The organism is Flavobacterium sp. (assembly GCF_034111225.1).
Lineage (GTDB): Bacteria > Bacteroidota > Bacteroidia > Flavobacteriales > Flavobacteriaceae > Flavobacterium.
Window position 1 is genome coordinate 482,632 of record NZ_JAWUXR010000011.1, and the last position, 18,297, is coordinate 500,928.

Genomic DNA, 18,297 nt, shown 5'->3' on the forward strand with positions numbered 1-18,297 from the left:
AAAAGCCTCATACATAAAATTATGAGGTTTTTTTTATATTTTAATAAACCTATTATGAAGAATGTCAAAGAATTTTTTAATCAACTAGATTGTGCTAAAGTAATTTCAAGCGAAATTGACTATTCTAAATATGTTGCTTTAGACTTATCTCCAGACAATAGTGCTTTAAATAATATTGAACTAGAAACAGCACAAGATTACGAAAAATTCATTCAAAACTATTTAGTCGCCAATAATGCAAAAATGGCTTATGGTGGCTATAAGGAAACTCGGAATTTATATAAACGTAGTACTGTTTTTAAAAACGATTTAACCGATGAACGCAACATTCATATAGGATTAGATTTATGGATTAATGAAGCCGCTCCTATTTATGCCGCTTTGGATGGAAAAATACACAGTTTTCAAAACAACACCGCACTTGGTGATTACGGACCTGTTGTCATCTTAGAACACACAGTTGAAAATTTTACATTTCATACTTTATATGGTCATTTAAATGAGGATAGTTTAGTTGGAAAAGAAATTGGACAAGTTGTAAAAAAAGGAGAACAAATAGGGAACCTTGGATTACCTCCAATTAATGGCGATTATGCACCGCATTTACACTTTCAAATTATTATTGACATGGAGGGTAAAAAAGGTGATTATGCTGGTGTTTGCAGTTTAAACACGTTGTCTTTTTATTCTAAAAATTGTCCAGATCCAAATTGGTTATTGAAGATTGAATAGATTTTTATATATTTGATTATCAAATAATTATTAATTTTAAAAATATAAATTTATGAAAAAAGCAATTTTAGCATTAGCATTTGTATCAACTTTAGCATTTGTATCTTGTAAAGAGTCTACTGAAGACAAAGTAGAAGACGCAACTGAAGCTGTTGGAGCTGAAATGGAAGAAGCTACTGAAAATGCAATTGATGCTATGGACTCTACTGCAACTGAAGTTGGAAACGACATGAAAGAAGGAGCAGAAAAGATGGGTGAAAAAGTAGAAGAAGCTGTAAAGTAATTTCTTTTAAAAATTGAAAACCCCAAATAACTTTGGTTATATGGGGTTTTATATTTGTATTAACTTCTAATTTTTTTTTCCCATTTCCAAGCACTTGCTAAAGCATCTTCGAGAGAAGATTGTGCTTTCCAACCTAGAATAGTATTTGCTTTGTCTGTATTGGCATAAGCTTCGGTTATGTCACCTTCTCTTCTACCAACAATTTGATAATTTAATTTTTGGTTTGAAACTTTTTCAAATGTATTTATAACTTCTAAAACCGAACTTCCTGTTCCAGTTCCTAAATTAAAAGTTTCAACTTTTTCAATATTTTTTTTATCTAATAAACGTTTTAAAGCTATAACATGTGCTTTGGCTAAATCCACAACATGAATATAATCACGAACTGCAGTTCCATCTGATGTTGGATAATCATTTCCGAAAACAGAAAGTTGATTTCTTAAACCCATTGCTGTTTGCGTAATAAAAGGAACTAAATTTTGAGGAACTCCAATTGGCAATTCTCCTATTTCAGCCGACGGATGCGCTCCAATTGGGTTAAAATAGCGTAATAATATTGAGTTAACATTTGTCACCTTGGCAACATCTGTAATGATTTCTTCACCAATTTTTTTGGTATTCCCATAAGGCGACATTGCTGGCTGAATAGATGCGTTTTCTGTAATTGGCATTTTTCCGGCTTGACCGTAAACCGTACAAGAAGAACTAAATATAAAATTAGCTTGTGGTAATTTTGTTAATTCTTGCAAAACATAAACCAACGCGTTGATATTGTTTTCATAATATAACAATGGATTTTCAACACTTTCTCCAACCGCTTTACTTGCAGCAAAATGGATTACACCTACCACATCATTATACTTTTTGAAAAAAGTTTGTACTGCTGATTTTTCACGCAAGTCTAACTTTTCAAAAGCTGGCTTTTTCCCTGTTATGTTAAAAATACCATCTAAAACACTTTCAGATGAATTAGATAAATCATCAACTACAATAACATTAAAACCCTCATTCTGCAATTCAACTACGGTATGCGATCCTATAAAACCTAATCCTCCAGTTACTACTATTTTCATTCTTTAAGTTTACAATTTTGTTTTCGATTTAAAATTTCAAACAAAAAACTATTAATTACAGAAACTCTAAAACTGAATCTGTAATAAATTTAATTTGATCATCATCTAATTCAGTATGCATTGGCAATGCAATAACTTCTTTACACAGTTGACTTGTTACAGGAAAATTCTCTTCCTTGTATCTTGTGTCAGCATATGCTTTTTGACTGTGTAATGGAATTGGATAATAAATAGCACATGGAATATCTTTACTTTGTAAGTGCGCTAATAAAGCATCTCTTTTTCCGTTTGTAATTCGAATTACATATTGATGAAAAACATGACAATCGCAAGAATCACAAATTGTTGGCGCCACTATATTTGGGTTTACACCTAAAGCTGTTGAATATTTTCTAGCAGCATCTTGACGTGCTTTATTGTAATTATCTAAATGAGGTAGTTTTGCTTTTAAAACACCCGCTTGTATACTGTCTAAACGCGAATTCACTCCAACTACATCATGATGATATCTTTCATACATCCCGTGATTTACAATTCCTCTTAAAGTATGTGCTAATTTATCATCATTGGTAAAAATAGCTCCACCATCACCATAACATCCTAAATTTTTAGAAGGAAAAAATGAAGTTGCTCCTACATGACCAATCGTTCCTACTTTAGTTTTAGAACCATCCTTATTAGTATAATCAGCTCCAATAGCTTGTGCATTATCTTCAATTACATATAAATTGTACTCTCTTGCAATTTCCATAATTGCATCCATATTAGCTGCACGTCCAAATAAATGAACTGGAACAATTGCTTTTGTTTTTGGAGTAATTGCTTTTTTAATAGCTTCAAGCGAAATGTTCATATTGTTCATGTCAACATCCACTAAAACTGGAGTCAATTGCAATAAGGCAATAACCTCAACCGTAGCTGCAAATGTAAAATCGGCAGTAATAACTTCATCACCAGGTTTTAAATCTAATCCCATCATGGCAATTTGCAATGCATCTGTTCCATTAGCACAAGGAATTACATGTTTTACACCTAAATATTTTTCTAAATCAGCTTGAAACTGATGAACCAGAGGTCCGTTTATATATGTATTTGTTTCTAAAACTTCTTGAATAGAAGCATTAACTTCCTCTTTTATTTTTTCGTATTGACTTTTAAGGTCAACCATTTGTAGTTTTTTCATTTGAATAAAATTAAGTAGAACAAAAGTAAGAAATTATGCTGTATAATTTAAAGTTACCCAAAAGAAACGTATTTTTAACTCCTCAAAAAGTATGAAATGTTTTTTATCTATAATATCATATCAATTATTGCCTCACAAATAGTTAAATTACTGGCGCTTTTCAGCCCAAAAATGAAACTTTTTGTAGAAGGTAGAAAAACAGTTTTTTCAACTTTACAAAACAAAATTAACTCTTCAGATAAAATAATTTGGTTTCATGCTGCTTCTTTAGGCGAATACGAACAAGGTTTACCTGTTATAGAAAAAATTAAAACACAATACCCAACTCATAAAATCATAATTACCTTCTTTTCTCCATCTGGTTATGAAGTTAGAAAGGACAATACAGTTGCTGATGTTACTGTTTATTTACCTTTAGACACCAAATCAAATGCAAAACAGTTTTTAGATTTAGCTCATCCAGAAATGGTATTTTTTATTAAATATGAATTTTGGCCTAATTACTTAAACGAGTTAAAGAAGCAAAATATAAAAACCTATTTAATTTCTGGCATTTTCAGAGAAAACCAAGCTTTCTTTAAATGGTATGGTTCATTTTACAAAGATGCTTTAAAAACATTTGAATACTTTTTTGTGCAAAATGAAAAATCAAAAAAACTGATTCAAAGCATTGGATTTAACAATGTGAAAATTTCAGGAGACACACGTTTTGATAGAGTTGTTGCAATTTTAGAAAGAGACAATAGTTTAGATTTTGTAGAAGAATTTAAAAACAACACCATAACAATTGTTATTGGAAGTTCGTGGCCAAAAGATGAAAATATATTAATTGAATACATTAATCAGTCATCAGAAAATGTAAAATTCATTATTGCACCACATAATATCAAAAAAGAACAAATTGCAAATCTTACTTCTCTAATAAAAAAATCGACCGTTTTATTTTCCGAAAAAGAAGGTAAAAAATTATCAGAATATCAAGTATTCATTATTGATACGATAGGAATTCTAACCAAAATTTATTTTTATGGAGACATTGCTTACGTAGGAGGTGGTTTTGGAAAACCTGGCGTTCATAACATTTTAGAACCAGCTACTTTTGGGTTGCCAATTGTAATTGGTCCAAATTATTCTCATTTTGCAGAAGCAACTGCATTAGTAAACATGGAAGGTTGTAATTCTATTTCCAATTCAAGTCAATTAAAAGAAGCATTTGATTTACTGCTCCAAAATGAAGATGAACGAGTAGAAAAGGGTCATGTTTGCAGCACATTTGTAGAGATGAATAAAGGAGCTACTAACAGAATAATAAATCACCTTAATTAATAAAAAATATACAATTTTAAGTAAATTGCACACATTATAAAACCATTAAACTTATGAGAATTTTAAAATTATTTATTATCCTATTTGTTGTTCAACTACAAGCACAACAAGGAGGAATGTGGATTCCAAGCATGCTAAAAGGCATGAACGAAAGCGAAATGAAAGCTTTAGGAATGAAAATGACGGCTCAAGATATTTATGATGCTAACAACTCTAGTCTTAAAGACGCAATTGTTCATTTTGATGGAGGCTGTACTTCAGAATTAATTTCTTCTAAAGGACTTATGTTAACGAATCATCATTGTGGTTATGGAGAAATTCAAAGTCACTCTACAGTCGAGCACGATTATTTACAAGATGGTTTTTGGGCAAAAGACTTAAATTCTGAACTAACAAACCCAGGAATGGTTGCTACTTTAATAGTAAGTATTCACGATGTAACCAATACTGTTTTAGAAGGTGTATCTCAAATTTCATCAGAAATTGAAAAACAAAAGAAAATTGCAGATAACATTAGCAGACTACAAACTTCTTTCCCTAAAGAATCTTGGCAAGAAAATAAGATTAAAACTTTTTACGAAGGAAATCAATACGTTTTATTTGTAACTGAAACCTTCAAAGACATTCGTTTAGTAGGTGCTCCACCAAGTTCTATTGGTAAATTTGGTTCAGATACAGACAACTGGGTTTGGCCAAGACATACTGGTGATTTTTCTTTATTTAGAATTTATGCTAACAAAGACAATAAACCTGCTGAATATTCAAAAGACAATGTTCCTTATACTCCAAAACACTTTTTACCAATTTCATTAGATGGAGTTGCTGAAAATGATTTCACAATGGTTTTTGGTTTCCCAGGAAGAACACAAGAGTATTTACCATCATTTGCAGTTGAACAAATTGTAAACACTTTAAATCCTGCAAAAATTGAATTAAGAGATGCAGCTTTGAAAGTGCAAGATGGTTTCATGAGAAAAGACCAAGCTATTAAAATTCAATATGCTTCAAAGTTTGCAAGTGTTGCTAACTATTGGAAAAAATGGATTGGAGAAAGTCAAGGTTTAAAAAAATCAAATGCTATACAGATCAAACAAAATTTTGAAATAGAATTCCAAAAAAGAGTAATCAAAAACAATAAAACAGATGAATACGGCTCATTACTTGCTGATTTTGAAAAAAATTACAAAGCAATTAATGATTATTCATTAGCTAGAGATTATTTCATAGAAACAGTATTAAGAAACACTGAACTATTAAGCGCTGGATTTCGTTTATACCAATTAGAACAAGTATACACCACTAAAGGCGAACAATCTTTTACAGATAGGAAAGAAAACACTATAAAAGGACTAGAAAGTTTCTATAAAGATTTCAATGCAAATGTTGACGAAAAAGTTTTTGAGAAATTAATTGCTCTTTACGGCCAAAAATCTCCATTAGTTCCTGCTGATTTAAAAACAATGAATTACAGTAAAACTACTACAGATATTTACAGTAAGTCCAAGCTAACTTCTTATGAAGGTTTAAAATCATTATTAAAAGGAGATTCAAAAACTGTATTGAGAAACTTAAATAAGGATTTAGGATATCAATTAGTTAAAAAATTAGCTGATAATTTTTACAAAAACATTGCGCCAAAATATGATGAGTTAAATCTAGAAACTGGCGCATTACAAAGAAACTATATGAAAGCCCAATTAGAGCTGTTTCCAGAAGGAAGATACTTTCCAGACGCAAATAGTACTTTAAGAATTACTTACGGTCAAGTAAAGGGCTACAATCCAAATGATGCAGTATATTATGAACCGGTTACACATTTAGAAGGTGTAATGGAAAAATATGTTCCTGGAGATTATGAATTTGACGTTCCGGCAAAATTACTTGAATTAATAAAAAACAAAGATTACGGGCAGTATCAAGAAAACGGAAAGATGCCTGTTTGTTTTATTGCAACCAATCATACTACTGGTGGAAATTCAGGAAGTCCTGCAATAGATGCAAACGGAAACTTAATTGGATTAAATTTTGACCGTGTTTGGGAAGGAACAATGAGTGATATTCACTACGACCCTTCTATTTGCAGAAACATAATGGTTGACGTAAGATATGTATTATTTATTATCGATAAGTATGCAGGTGCAAAACACTTAATAGAAGAAATGGAATTAGTTCACCCAAAAGTAAAGTCAAATAAATAATATTTTCAAAAGAGTTCTTATAACCCGTTGATAATGAAAAAGTAAGAATTTAAAAAAAAGATAAAAAAAAAGTATAAAAATATTTTGTCGTGTCAAAAATTTTATATCTTTGCTTCGAATTAATAATTAACCTTTTATAAAAATTAAGATGAAAAAAGTTGTTTTAAGTATGGCATTAGTTGCTGTTATGTTCGTATCATGTAAAGAAGCTGCTACTGAAGAAGTTGCTGTAGAAGAAGTTGCAGTTGAAGCTGTTGAAGCTGTTGAAGAAGTTGCTGTTGATACTACTGTAGCTGTTGAAGCTGTTGAAGCTGTTGAAGCTCCTGCTGCTCACTAATTAGCTAACGCTATCAAAAAAAAATAAAGCTCCACTAGTGGGGCTTTTTTTTGTTTTATATAGTATCTAAATCATTAAAAACATCAATGTCTGCAGAAAAATCTAAAATTTCAGCCACAGGCGTATACTTTAGAATTTCATTAATACTTTTCTCTAACATTAATTGAGTCGAAAATTTTCTACTTATAGCTAATTCTTTATCATCTAAAACAAGTCTAAAGAAAAACTTTCCTCTACCTGATTTAAATTTTAAAAAAACAACTCTTTCTAACGATTCTTGCAAATAGCCTATTTGTTCTTCGCACTCAAAACGTAATTCAAAACTATTACTCGTAAAAATAGTCTTCCCTTTTCGAGAAGTAAGTTCATATTTATATAAGTCGTTTAACCGTTTTGTAATTACGAATGTTGCCATATTTTATTTAAAATTTAAAAATAGTAATTACAATTTAAAAAGCACATATAATGTTGAAAAGTATATAAACAAAAAAAGCTCCAAACAAAGTTTGAAGCTTTTAGTACTCAAGGCGGGACTTGAACCCGCACGGGCATTACTACCCACTGGATTTTAAGTCCAGCGTGTCTACCAATTCCACCACTCAAGCAAGTATTTTAAAAAGGTAGTATTTTTTCAATAAAAAGAGACAAGATTTTAATCAATCTTTTTCCCTGATTGCGAGTGCAAATATAATTCTTTTAATTAAACTCACAAACTATTTAAACAATTAATTTAAACAAAAAAAGCTCCAAACAAAGTTTGAAGCTTTTAGTACTCGAGGCGGGACTTGAACCCGCACGGGCATTACTACCCACTGGATTTTAAGTCCAGCGTGTCTACCAATTCCACCACTCAAGCAAATATTTTAAGAAGTAGTATTTGAGCGAAAAACGGGGCTCGAACCCGCGACCTCGACCTTGGCAAGGTCGCGCTCTACCAGCTGAGCTATTTTCGCATAATATATTTTAAAGAACGAGGCAAATAGATTATCTCTTATTGCGGATGCAAATATAAGACCTATTTTATTTTTTACAAGTACTTTTTATAAAAAAATACAATTTTTAATATAACGAATTGATTGCTAAATAATTATTTCAATTTATTTTTTTATTAGCATGCGTTTTATTTCGTTTAACTTCATTAAAGCTTCCACTGGAGTCAATGTATTAATATCTATATTCATTATCTCCTCTTTAATTTCCTCTAATAAAGGATCATCTAAATTAAAGAAACTCAATTGCAACTCATCTTCAGTTTTCGAAACAGTTCCACTTAAATTCTCTCCAGAATGATCTTTCTCTAATTTTTTTAATATTTTTTGTGCTTTTTGAATTACCGTTTGTGGCATTCCAGCCATTTTAGCAACATGAATACCAAAACTATGAGCACTACCACCTTTAACCAATTTACGAATAAATAAAACCGTATCTTTTAATTCCTTTACAGAAACATTATAATTTTTAATTCGGTCAAACAAAACTTCCATTTCATTTAACTCGTGATAATGCGTTGCAAATAAGGTCTTTGGTTTATTTGGATGTTCATGTAAATATTCGGCAATAGCCCAAGCAATAGAAATTCCGTCGTAAGTAGAAGTTCCTCTTCCAATTTCATCTAATAAAACCAAACTACTTTCTGAAATATTATTCAAAATAGAAGCTGTTTCGTTCATTTCTACCATAAAAGTAGATTCTCCCATCGAAATATTATCGCTCGCTCCTACTCTAGTAAAAATTTTATCTACAATTCCCATTCTAACCGCTTCTGCTGGAACAAAACTTCCCATTTGAGCCAACAGCACAATTAAAGCTGTTTGACGCAAAATAGCTGATTTACCTGACATATTTGGCCCGGTAATCATGATCATTTGTTGGGTTTCTCTATCTAAATAAACATTATTAGAAATATAAGGAACTCCAACAGGTAATTGTTTTTCAATTACTGGATGACGACCTTCTGTGATTTCTAAATCAAAACTATCATCAATTTCAGGCCTTGAGTAGTTGTTTTCAATTGCCAATTGCGTGAACGAATTCAAACAATCTAATTGCGCAATTAAATTAGCATTCAACTGAACTGGTTTAATATACGTTCCCATCCAATTGACCAATTGCTCAAACAATTGACCCTCTAATTGTTGTATTTTTTCTTCTGCACCAAGAATTTTCGATTCGTATTCTTTTAATTCTTCCGTTATATAACGTTCTGCATTTACTAATGTTTGTTTACGAATCCATTCTTCTGGGACTTTATCTTTATGCGTATTTCTAACTTCAATATAATAGCCAAAAACATTATTAAAGGCTACTTTTAAAGATGTAATTCCAGTTTTTTCGCTTTCTCTTTGCTCTAGATCTTCTAAAAAACCTTTTCCTTTTGAAGAAATAGCACGTAAATCATCTAACTCTTCATTTACTCCTGTTGCAATTGCATTTCCTTTATTAATAGCTACAGGCGCATCTTGATTTAATGTGCTTGAAATTTTCTCTCTCAACAAATCGCAAGCATGCAAACTATCACCAATTACTTTTAACGATTCATTTTTACTTGCCAAGGCCAATGTCTTGATTGGAATGATAGCATCTAAAGAATCTTTTAAATAAATAATTTCTCTTGGCGAAATTTTCCCTGTTGCTACTTTTGAAATCAAACGTTCCAAATCGGAAATTTGTTTGATTTGATATTGTATTTTTTGTAAATCTTCTTTGTTCTCTTTTAAATAAGAAACAACTTCATGACGGCTTCTAATTCGTGTTGCATCTTTTAAAGGCAAAGCCAACCAACGTTTTAACAAACGCGAACCCATTGGCGAAAGTGTTTTGTCAATAACGTCTAAAAGCGTAACCGCATTTACATTCATAGAATGATACAATTCAAGATTACGAATCGTAAAACGATCCATCCAAACGTATGCATCTTCTGCAATACGTTGAATATTTGTGATGTGTTGAATTTTATTATGTTGAGTTTCCGATAAATAATACAAAATTGCTCCAGAAGCCATAACGCCATCATGTAATTCTTCAATTCCAAATCCTTTTAAGGAGACTGTCTGAAAATGCTGGGTTAAACTCTCAAAAGCATAATCTTCTTTAAAAACCCAATCTTCTAGGTAAAAAGTATGGAAATCTTCTCCAAAAACCTCCTTGAACTGAACTCTGTTTTGTTTTGGAATTAAGACCTCACTTGGATTGAAGTTTTGCAATAATTTATCAATGTATTCTTCGTTTCCTTGCGCTGTTAAAAATTCTCCTGTAGAAACATCTAGAAATGAAACACCTAGATTTTTTTTACCAAAGGAAACCGAAGCTAAGAAATTATTAGATTTAGAGTTTAAAACCTCATCGTTCATAGAAACTCCAGGCGTAATTAATTCGGTCACACCACGTTTCACGATGGTTTTCGTCATTTTTGGATCTTCCAATTGGTCACAAATAGCAACTCGAAGTCCGGCTTTAACCAGTTTTGGTAAATAGGTATTGATAGAATGATGTGGAAAACCCGCCAAAGCAGTTTCGGTTTCAGAACCAGCCCCACGTTTTGTTAGTGTAATTCCTAAAATTTTGGAAGCTCTTACTGCATCTTCTCCAAAAGTTTCATAAAAATCCCCAACTCTAAACAATAAACAAGCATCAGGATATTTCGCCTTAATACCGTTGTATTGTTTCATTAATGGAGTTTCCTTTTTCTCTTTGGGTGCTGCTGCTTTTTTCGCCACAATTCTATTTTTTAAATACTGCTTGCGAAGTTACAAAAATCAAGTGCAATTGCAATTGGAAAAATCAATGACAAATTCAAAAGCCAATTTCAATGACAAAATACAATTTCAACTTTGTATCTTTGGCACTTTGTAATTCAAAACAAACAATGAAAAAATTAGTCAACGAGGAACTAAATAGAATCAGTAAAGAAGAATTTGCAGCAGCTGAAAAAACTCCAATTATTATTATTTTAGATGATATTAGAAGCCTTCACAACATTGGCTCGGTATTTAGAAGTTCAGATGCTTTTTTGGTTGAAAAAATATATTTGTGCGGAATCACAGCTGTGCCCCCAAATAAGGAAATTCATAAAACAGCTTTGGGAGCAACAGAAACCGTTGCTTGGGAACATGCTGAAAATGTTTTAGATGTTATTGAAAAACTAAAACAAGAAAACGTAGCTATTTATGCTATTGAACAAACTGAAAACTCAATTATGTTGAATGATTTTCAACCTGAACCTTGTAAAAAACATGCTTTAATTTTTGGAAATGAAGTTAAAGGTGTAAATCAAAAAGCCATAAATGCAAGTAATGGCGTCATTGAAATTCCGCAATTAGGAAGCAAACATTCGCTAAATATTTCAGTAAGTGCTGGAATTGTAATTTGGGATTTATTTCAAAAAATGTAAACTATGAAAATCGGACCACTATCAATACTTATTTTACTTATTTCATTTGCTATAATGCTTGTTACTATTTTAGATTGGATTCCAAATAATCCATTAACAAATTATAAACTTATTGCTGCCTTACAGTTTATAGTAATTGGAAGACTAATTGTTACAAAACAAAGAAAGAAGCCTTAGATTTTCTTATTTATCTCATTCAAGAGGAAAATATAATCTTCTTGTTTTTTTACAAAATCTAAATCAGAAACATCAATAACTAAAACATTTAAATCGGTTTGGGTTTTGATATAATCTAAATAACCTCTGTTTATTTTTTCTAAGTAATCAGCAGGAATTTCTTGTTCGTAACTTCTACCGCGTTTTTTGATGTTTTCCAAAAGACGTTCTGTACTTTGATACAAATACACATACAAATCAGGCTTTGGCATTTCTTTATGTATAATATCAAACATGGTTTTATACAAACGAAATTCATCTTCTTGCAAAGTAACTTTTGCAAAAATTAAGGATTTGAAAATATGATAATCGGCAACAACAAAATCTTTAAACAAATCAAATTGCGCTAAATCGTCAGATAACTGCTGGTATCTATCGGCTAAAAAAGACATTTCCAATGGAAAAGCATATCGAGATTGATCTTTATAAAATTTAGGAAGAAAAGGATTGTCGGCAAAACGTTCTAAAACCAATTTCGCATTGCAATCATTTGCAATTTTCGTTGCTAGTGTTGTTTTTCCTGCTCCTATATTTCCTTCAATTGCAATATAGTTTAACTGCTGAACATTTAATTTTTCAATTGGGGAAACTAATCTATTAACAGCAACACAATTACTTTCATCTAAACTTGTTGATAATAATTCTGAAACCGATTTTTTTAAAACAGGATGTTCCCAGTTTAAATTTAAGTCGTTCATTGGACACAAAACAAAATTTCTATTTTGCATTTCAGGATGTGGGACTTTCAAAGATTCTGTTTCAATAATTTCCTCATTTATCGAAACAATGTCAATATCAATAACTCTAGCTTCATAATTTTTAGAATCCTTTCTAACTCTTCCCAACTTTTTTTCTAAACTTAATAATGAAGAAAGTAGTTTTTGTGGCGAATTTGAAGAATGAATTAGTATTGCACAATTGTAAAAAGGTTCACTCTCAAAACCCCAAGAAGGCATTTCATAAACCATAGAAACCTTTATAACCGTTGCTATTTTATCATGTATAGCATCAACACATAGCTGAATAGTTTCTAACCTATCGCCTAAATTACTTCCTAATGATAATACAATTTTATTCTGATTCTTCATTGGAAGCAAAATAACAAACAATTTTAATTTTATGAATTACCTTTTCTGTTTTTTTATGAACATGTAACATTTTAACATTTAGTAAGACATATATGTATAATATTTAAAAGCACATTTAAAGATGAAATTTATAAGTAATGTTTTAGCTACAATAATTGGAATATTTGTATTCTGTATGTTATTTTTCTTCGGAATAATTTTAATTGGAGCTATTTTTGGAGGTGATGATGGCAAAGTATCGGTTAAGAAAAACTCTGTAATCGAATTAGACTTATCGGAAGTTTCACTTGATTATGCAGGAAAAATAAATTTCAAAGACTTTAACTACTTTGAAACCAATCACAATGGATTAACAGATGTTTTAAATGCTATTGAAAATGCAAAAACTGACGATAAAATCAAAGGAATATCTATATTAAAAAATCAATCTAATTTAGGTTTAGCCCAAAGTCAAGCCATTAGAAAAAAACTAGCTGACTTTAAAAAATCGGGAAAATTTGTAGTTGCTTATTCTGACTTTTTAACGCAAAAAGATTATTACTTAAATTCAGTTGCCGATACTGTTTATTTAAACCCAATTGGCGAACTTGATTTCAAGGGTCTTTCTTCTGAAGTATTATTCATGAAAGAATTACAAGAAAAGACAGGAATAAAAATGGAAGTTATTCGCCATGGAAAATACAAAAGTGCTGTTGAGCCTTATTTAAACCAAGAAATGAGTGCAAATAACAGAGAACAAATTTCAGTTCTTTTAAACTCGGTTTGGAATACTATTGTAACCGATATTTCTGAAAGCAGAAACATACCAATTGACAGCTTAAATGCAATTGCTAATAGCTTAGACGCAAGAACACCAGAACTAGCATTGGCTCATAATTTAATTGATAAAATTGCCTATGAAGACGAATATCACAGCGCTATTAAAACAAAATTAAAAGTTACTAAGAAGGAAGACTATAACGTAATAAGCATTCTAGACTACGCAAAAAACAATGCAACCTCAATTTCTGATTTTTCTAAAAAAGACATCATCGCAGTAATTTATGCGCAAGGTGAAATTCAAGGAGGAGAAGGTAGAGTAAATATAATTGGAGAAGGTTCAATTAAACGTTCTTTAAAAGCAGCTCGTGAAGACAAAAATGTAAAATCTATTGTACTTAGAGTTGATAGTCCAGGAGGAAGTGCCTTAACTTCAGAATTGATCTGGAGAGAAATTGAATTGACTAAAAAAGTAAAACCAGTTGTGGTTTCTATGGGGAACGTAGCTGCTTCTGGCGGATATTATATTGCATGTAACGCTAACGCTATTTTCGCTGAAAAAAGCACGATAACAGGTTCTATTGGAGTTTTTGGAGTTTTACCAAACATGTCTACATTGGCTAAAAACATTGGTATAAATGCAGAACAAGTTAGAACCCATGAAAATGCATCTGGATATAGTTTATTCGAACCAATAGATGAAAATTTCAAAAAATTCACATTAGAAAGTGTGGAAAACATATATGGAACATTTTTGGAAAGAGTAGCACAAGGAAGAAAGATGACAACTGCACAAGTTGATTCTATTGCACAAGGAAGAGTATGGACAGGTACTGATGCCTTAAAGCTTGGACTAGTTGATAAAATTGGTGGTCTTGAAGATGCTATAAAACACGCAGCAACTTTAGGGAAAACAAAATCATATCAAGTAGAAAATTACCCAGAATATGAACAAAATTTTGAAGATTTACTAAATAATTTAACTGGGATTTCAATGTTTCAAACAAAAGATGCTTTATTAAGAGAACATCTTGGAGAAGAAAGTTATTTATTAATTCAACAAATTAAAAAAGCAAATCAACTAAAAGGTGTTCAAGCATTAATGCCTTTTGAACTGAAGATACAATAAGAATTAAACATTAGATAAAAAGCTATTTCAGAAACGGAATAGCTTTCTTTTTAGGCTTTCTTTTTTTACTTTTGAATTTATGAATGGCAAAGAAAAACAATTAGCCCAAAAAATTTATTTTATTCTTGGTGGTCTTTTCATCAGTTCATTAGTTGTATCTAACTTAATTTTTCAAAAATTCTTTTATTGGTACCCATTTGGTAAAGATTTTACCATTTTTGGAGCCAATTTATTTGAAATCTCAGTTGGAATAATCCCCTATCCTATTACGTTTCTAGTAACCGACATAATTTCAGAAATTTACGGACGTAAAAAAGCCAATCAGGTTGTAACTACAGGAATTTTTGCTTCGGTTTTCTCTTTAGGAATTATTTACATCGCAAATTTTGCCCCAGCAATTGAAAATTCACCTGTTTCAAACGAATTGTTTTCAAAAGTATTCGGACAAACATCATTGGCTGTTCTTGCATCTATGACCGCATATTTAGCAGCTCAATATATAGACATACAAGTCTATCATTTTTGGAAAAAACTAACTAATGGTAAAATGCTTTGGTTACGTAATAATTTCTCAACAATTACCTCACAAGCAGTAGACACATTCTCTGTGTTATTATTATTGTGTTGCTTCGAAATCTTACCTTGGAATATCTTTTGGAAATTATTCATTAGTGGTTTTGCTTTTAAATTAATGATTGCAGTTTTTGACACTCCTTTTATGTATTTAGCAGTCTTTTTATTTCAGAAAAAATTCAAGTTAAAAGACGGAGAAGAAATAAATATCGATTAATTGATAATTTTATCACAAAGACGCCTAAAAAATTGAAATTGGTATTACTTTTGTACTGATAATTAAGCTTAAACGCATTTAACTTTAAAAAATGAAAATCGTCATGTCTAAAAAAATCAACTTTAAAAAAGTGTTTATTGGTCTAGGTATATTCCTTTTCTTATCAATAACTGCTCTGGCAGCAATACCTTTTTTGTTTAAAGATAAAATTCAAGCAATGGTTCTTAAATCTATAAATGAAAATGTAGATGCTAAAGTTGCTTTTGAAAATGTAGACTTAAGTTTATTTAAAAGTTTTCCAAATGCAAATGTTACTATTGAAAAATTAAGTATTATTAACAAAGCACCTTTTGAAGGCGACACTTTATTTTACTCAGGTGAATTGAATTTAAAAATGAGCATTAAAGAGCTTTTTAAAGGAGAAGGCGAAGCAATGAATCTTCAAGGTTTTAGCAGTAAAAATGCAATAGTCAATGTTATTTTCAATAAAGATGGCTTAGGAAATTTTGACATTGCTTTAAAAAATAAAGAAGAGGACAAAAAAGAAGACAGCAAACCTTTCTCATTAAACATACAAGAATACTCTGTTGAAAATATGCGTTTTACTTATTTAGATCAATCATCAGATATTAAAATGGTTTTAGACAGTATTAATCATGAAGGAACCGGAAATTTTGCTGCACAAAAACTTGATTTAAACACTCAAACAACAGCCAAACTTTCTTTTGAAATGGAAAAGATGAACTACATGAATAATGTAGCCATAACACTTGATGCCGTTTTAGGAATTGATTTAGACAAGATGAAATTCCAATTCAAGGAAAATAAAGCGTTAATTAACCAATTACCTTTAGAGTTTGACGGATTTATTCAAATGGTTGATGCCGGGCAAGTTTATGATTTAAAATTCAACACACCTACATCTTCATTTACAAACTTTCTTGGTTTAATTCCTGAAGCATATTCTGGAGATATTAAAAAGGTAAAAACAACAGGTGATTTTACTGTAAAAGGAATCGTAAACGGAGAATTAACAGAAACTACAATTCCTAAATTCAATATTGAAATAGCTTCAAACAATGCTTCTTTTCAATATCCAGATTTGCCAAAAGCAGTTAAAAACATTATCATTGATACTCATATTGTAAATGAAACAGGATTAATAAATGACACTTATGTCAATTTAGACAAACTTTCGTTCTCAATTGACCAAGATATTTTTAATGCAAAAGCAAACATTAGAAATATTGCTGAAAATGCATTGGTAAACGCTGAATTAAAAGGCATTATCAATCTAGCAAATGTTACAAAAGCATATCCTGTTCAATTAGACAAACCCTTAACTGGTATATTAAAAGCTGACGTTGTAACTAAGTTTGATATGAAATCAGTAGAAACGAGTCAGTATCAAAATATTCAGAATTCAGGAAATATGTCAATTACTGGATTTAATTATACAGGACCAGAAATGGCTAAGCCATTCTTAATAAACAAGGCTGATATAACTTTCAATACGAGTAAAATTCAATTAAATCAATTTGATGCTAAAACAGGAAGTTCAGATTTGAATGTAACTGGTGCATTAGATAATTTTTATGGTTTTATGTTTAAAAACCAAGTTTTGAAAGGGAATTTCAATATGAATTCAAACAAATTAGTGGTTGAAGATTTCATGGCTCCAACTACATCAACAACTGGAGAAGGTAAAAAAACAACAGAAGCCGTAAAAATTCCTTCTTTCTTAGATTGCAGCATAACTGCAAAAGCAAATACTGTAGTTTACGACAATTTAAATTTAAAAGACGTTTCAGGAAATTTAGTCGTTAAAGACGAAGCAATAGCGCTTAATAATTTAAAAATGGGTATTTTTGGTGGTCAAATTGGACTAGACGGAACCGTTTCTACAAAAGGAAATACTCCGAAATTTAATATGAATTTAGTCTTAAACGCAGTTAGCATAGCTGAGTCATTTACACAGCTTGACATGTTAAAATCAATTGCTCCAATTGCAAATACAATAAGTGGTAAATTAAACTCTACTATTAAATTATCAGGAGACTTAACAAATGATATGACGCCTAATTTAAAAACCATTTCAGGTGATTTATTAGGTCAATTATTAGAATCTAAAGTAAACGCAAATGATTCTCAATTATTAACTGCACTTAGTTCTAATGTAAAGTTTCTAGATGTATCTAAATTGAATTTGAACGATATAAAAGCTGCACTTACATTTAAAGACGGAAAAGTTGCTGTAAAACCGTTTAATTTAAAATATCAAGATATTAATATGCAAATTGGCGGAACACATGGTTTCGATCAAACAATGGACTATAGTGTTAAGTTTGATGTTCCTGCTAAATATTTAGGTCCAGAAGTGAATAACCTTTTAGCAAAATTAACTCCTGCAGATGCAGCAAAAATTGAAAACATACCAGTTAATGCTTTATTAGGCGGGAATTTTAGTAGCCCAAAAGTAACTACTGACATGAAACAAGCAACTGGAAACCTAGTTACACAATTAGTTAAAATGCAAAAAGACAAATTAATTGGTCAAGGAACTGGAGCTTTAACTAATTTATTAGGAGGGAATAATTCTAACACAAATAATCCTGCAGCTGCAACAACAGATACTACCAAAGCAGTTGTCCCTAAAACACCTACAAAAGACGATGTAAAAGATGGCGTTAAAAACGTACTTGGAGGCATCCTTGGTGGGAAGAAGAAAAAAGAATAATTATTCTTTATAAAAAGACAAATCCCATTTCAATTAAGAAATGGGATTTTTTTTAT

At 30.8% G+C, this 18,297-nt stretch carries 15 protein-coding genes and 3 tRNA genes; 10 read left to right on the plus strand and 8 right to left on the minus strand.

The window, feature by feature from the left end:
- The first annotated feature begins 54 nt into the window (after positions 1-54).
- Together UXY25_RS07565 and UXY25_RS07570 are read left to right on the plus strand one after the other, a co-directional pair.
- The gene (locus UXY25_RS07565; protein ID WP_320815396.1) at positions 55-732 is read left to right on the plus strand and encodes a peptidoglycan DD-metalloendopeptidase family protein; all 678 of its coding nucleotides are present in this window, start codon (positions 55-57) and stop codon (positions 730-732) included.
- A 52-nt stretch (positions 733-784) separates the two neighbouring features.
- Entirely contained in the window at positions 785-1,015 is a 231-nt protein-coding gene (locus tag UXY25_RS07570) for a hypothetical protein (protein ID WP_320815397.1), read from the plus strand.
- A gap of 59 nt (positions 1,016-1,074) precedes the next feature.
- Here the strand turns inward: UXY25_RS07570 and galE are convergent, their stop codons facing one another.
- Both galE and UXY25_RS07580 read right to left on the minus strand, forming a co-directional pair.
- On the minus strand, positions 1,075-2,088 hold the full coding sequence (galE, locus tag UXY25_RS07575; RefSeq protein WP_320815398.1) for a UDP-glucose 4-epimerase GalE: 1,014 nt from the start codon (positions 2,086-2,088) through the stop codon (positions 1,075-1,077).
- 55 nt (positions 2,089-2,143) lie between these two features.
- Entirely contained in the window at positions 2,144-3,271 is a 1,128-nt protein-coding gene (locus UXY25_RS07580; protein ID WP_320815399.1) for a DegT/DnrJ/EryC1/StrS family aminotransferase, read from the minus strand.
- A 96-nt stretch (positions 3,272-3,367) separates the two neighbouring features.
- On the opposite strand from UXY25_RS07580, the gene UXY25_RS07585 reads away from it, so the two are divergent.
- The 3 genes from UXY25_RS07585 (at position 3,368) to UXY25_RS07595 (ending at position 7,132) form a co-directional block, all read left to right on the plus strand.
- Entirely contained in the window at positions 3,368-4,597 is a 1,230-nt protein-coding gene (locus tag UXY25_RS07585) for a 3-deoxy-D-manno-octulosonic acid transferase (protein ID WP_320815400.1), read from the plus strand.
- A gap of 53 nt (positions 4,598-4,650) precedes the next feature.
- A complete protein-coding gene (locus UXY25_RS07590) occupies positions 4,651-6,795 on the plus strand; it encodes a S46 family peptidase (protein ID WP_320815401.1) in 2,145 nt (714 codons plus the stop codon).
- 148 nt (positions 6,796-6,943) lie between these two features.
- Entirely contained in the window at positions 6,944-7,132 is a 189-nt protein-coding gene (locus UXY25_RS07595) for a hypothetical protein (protein WP_320815402.1), read from the plus strand.
- A gap of 55 nt (positions 7,133-7,187) precedes the next feature.
- Here UXY25_RS07595 and UXY25_RS07600 read toward each other — a convergent pair whose 3' ends face one another.
- From UXY25_RS07600 to mutS, 5 genes are all read right to left on the minus strand, one after another.
- Positions 7,188-7,547 (minus strand): DUF1508 domain-containing protein, encoded by a 360-nt coding sequence (locus tag UXY25_RS07600; protein WP_320815403.1) that lies wholly within the window; start codon positions 7,545-7,547, stop codon positions 7,188-7,190.
- A 104-nt stretch (positions 7,548-7,651) separates the two neighbouring features.
- Positions 7,652-7,737 (minus strand) — tRNA-Leu (locus tag UXY25_RS07605).
- A 165-nt stretch (positions 7,738-7,902) separates the two neighbouring features.
- Positions 7,903-7,988: transfer RNA gene (locus UXY25_RS07610), tRNA-Leu, on the minus strand.
- A gap of 24 nt (positions 7,989-8,012) precedes the next feature.
- Positions 8,013-8,085, minus strand: a tRNA-Gly gene (locus UXY25_RS07615).
- 144 nt (positions 8,086-8,229) lie between these two features.
- Complete coding sequence (gene mutS, locus UXY25_RS07620) at positions 8,230-10,800, minus strand: DNA mismatch repair protein MutS (protein ID WP_320815506.1); 2,571 nt, start codon at positions 10,798-10,800, stop codon at positions 8,230-8,232.
- A 197-nt stretch (positions 10,801-10,997) separates the two neighbouring features.
- Here mutS and UXY25_RS07625 point away from each other — a divergent pair, with 197 nt between their 5' ends.
- Entirely contained in the window at positions 10,998-11,522 is a 525-nt protein-coding gene (locus UXY25_RS07625; RefSeq protein ID WP_320815404.1) for an RNA methyltransferase, read from the plus strand.
- Between the two features lie 3 nt (positions 11,523-11,525).
- Positions 11,526-11,699: a hypothetical protein gene (locus UXY25_RS07630; protein WP_320815405.1), complete on the plus strand. Its 174-nt coding sequence runs from the start codon at positions 11,526-11,528 to the stop codon at positions 11,697-11,699.
- On the opposite strand, the gene folK is transcribed toward UXY25_RS07630, so the two are convergent.
- Positions 11,696-12,826 (minus strand): 2-amino-4-hydroxy-6-hydroxymethyldihydropteridine diphosphokinase, encoded by a 1,131-nt coding sequence (gene folK / locus UXY25_RS07635; RefSeq protein ID WP_320815406.1) that lies wholly within the window; start codon positions 12,824-12,826, stop codon positions 11,696-11,698. The genes UXY25_RS07630 and folK overlap by 4 nt on opposite strands.
- A 121-nt stretch (positions 12,827-12,947) precedes the next feature.
- On the opposite strand from folK, the gene sppA reads away from it, so the two are divergent.
- The 3 genes from sppA (at position 12,948) to UXY25_RS07650 (ending at position 18,241) form a co-directional block, all read left to right on the plus strand.
- Positions 12,948-14,714 carry a signal peptide peptidase SppA gene (gene sppA, locus UXY25_RS07640; protein ID WP_320815407.1) on the plus strand — a complete coding sequence of 589 codons (1,767 nt, stop codon included), beginning with the start codon at positions 12,948-12,950 and terminating at the stop codon, positions 14,712-14,714.
- Positions 14,715-14,793: 79 nt separating this feature from the next.
- The gene (locus UXY25_RS07645) at positions 14,794-15,504 is read left to right on the plus strand and encodes a queuosine precursor transporter (RefSeq protein WP_320815408.1); all 711 of its coding nucleotides are present in this window, start codon (positions 14,794-14,796) and stop codon (positions 15,502-15,504) included.
- Between the two features lie 103 nt (positions 15,505-15,607).
- On the plus strand, positions 15,608-18,241 hold the full coding sequence (locus UXY25_RS07650; RefSeq protein ID WP_320815409.1) for an AsmA-like C-terminal region-containing protein: 2,634 nt from the start codon (positions 15,608-15,610) through the stop codon (positions 18,239-18,241).
- Positions 18,242-18,297 lie beyond the last annotated feature (56 nt).

What these genes read in the sequence shown, in the direction of transcription:
- UXY25_RS07645 (WP_320815408.1), top strand. Translation starts at nt 14,794, where the DNA reads ATGAATGGCAAAGAAAAACAATTAGCCCAAAAAATTTATTTTATTCTT.
- folK (WP_320815406.1), bottom strand. Translation starts at nt 12,826, where the DNA reads ATGAAGAATCAGAATAAAATTGTATTATCATTAGGAAGTAATTTAGGC.
- UXY25_RS07580 (WP_320815399.1), bottom strand. Translation starts at nt 3,271, where the DNA reads ATGAAAAAACTACAAATGGTTGACCTTAAAAGTCAATACGAAAAAATA.
- UXY25_RS07565 (WP_320815396.1), top strand. Translation starts at nt 55, where the DNA reads ATGAAGAATGTCAAAGAATTTTTTAATCAACTAGATTGTGCTAAAGTA.
- UXY25_RS07625 (WP_320815404.1), top strand. Translation starts at nt 10,998, where the DNA reads ATGAAAAAATTAGTCAACGAGGAACTAAATAGAATCAGTAAAGAAGAA.
- mutS (WP_320815506.1), bottom strand. Translation starts at nt 10,800, where the DNA reads ATGAAACAATACAACGGTATTAAGGCGAAATATCCTGATGCTTGTTTA.
- UXY25_RS07595 (WP_320815402.1), top strand. Translation starts at nt 6,944, where the DNA reads ATGAAAAAAGTTGTTTTAAGTATGGCATTAGTTGCTGTTATGTTCGTA.
- UXY25_RS07600 (WP_320815403.1), bottom strand. Translation starts at nt 7,547, where the DNA reads ATGGCAACATTCGTAATTACAAAACGGTTAAACGACTTATATAAATAT.
- UXY25_RS07570 (WP_320815397.1), top strand. Translation starts at nt 785, where the DNA reads ATGAAAAAAGCAATTTTAGCATTAGCATTTGTATCAACTTTAGCATTT.
- sppA (WP_320815407.1), top strand. Translation starts at nt 12,948, where the DNA reads ATGAAATTTATAAGTAATGTTTTAGCTACAATAATTGGAATATTTGTA.
- galE (WP_320815398.1), bottom strand. Translation starts at nt 2,088, where the DNA reads ATGAAAATAGTAGTAACTGGAGGATTAGGTTTTATAGGATCGCATACC.
- UXY25_RS07630 (WP_320815405.1), top strand. Translation starts at nt 11,526, where the DNA reads ATGAAAATCGGACCACTATCAATACTTATTTTACTTATTTCATTTGCT.
- UXY25_RS07650 (WP_320815409.1), top strand. Translation starts at nt 15,608, where the DNA reads ATGTCTAAAAAAATCAACTTTAAAAAAGTGTTTATTGGTCTAGGTATA.
- UXY25_RS07590 (WP_320815401.1), top strand. Translation starts at nt 4,651, where the DNA reads ATGAGAATTTTAAAATTATTTATTATCCTATTTGTTGTTCAACTACAA.
- UXY25_RS07585 (WP_320815400.1), top strand. Translation starts at nt 3,368, where the DNA reads ATGTTTTTTATCTATAATATCATATCAATTATTGCCTCACAAATAGTT.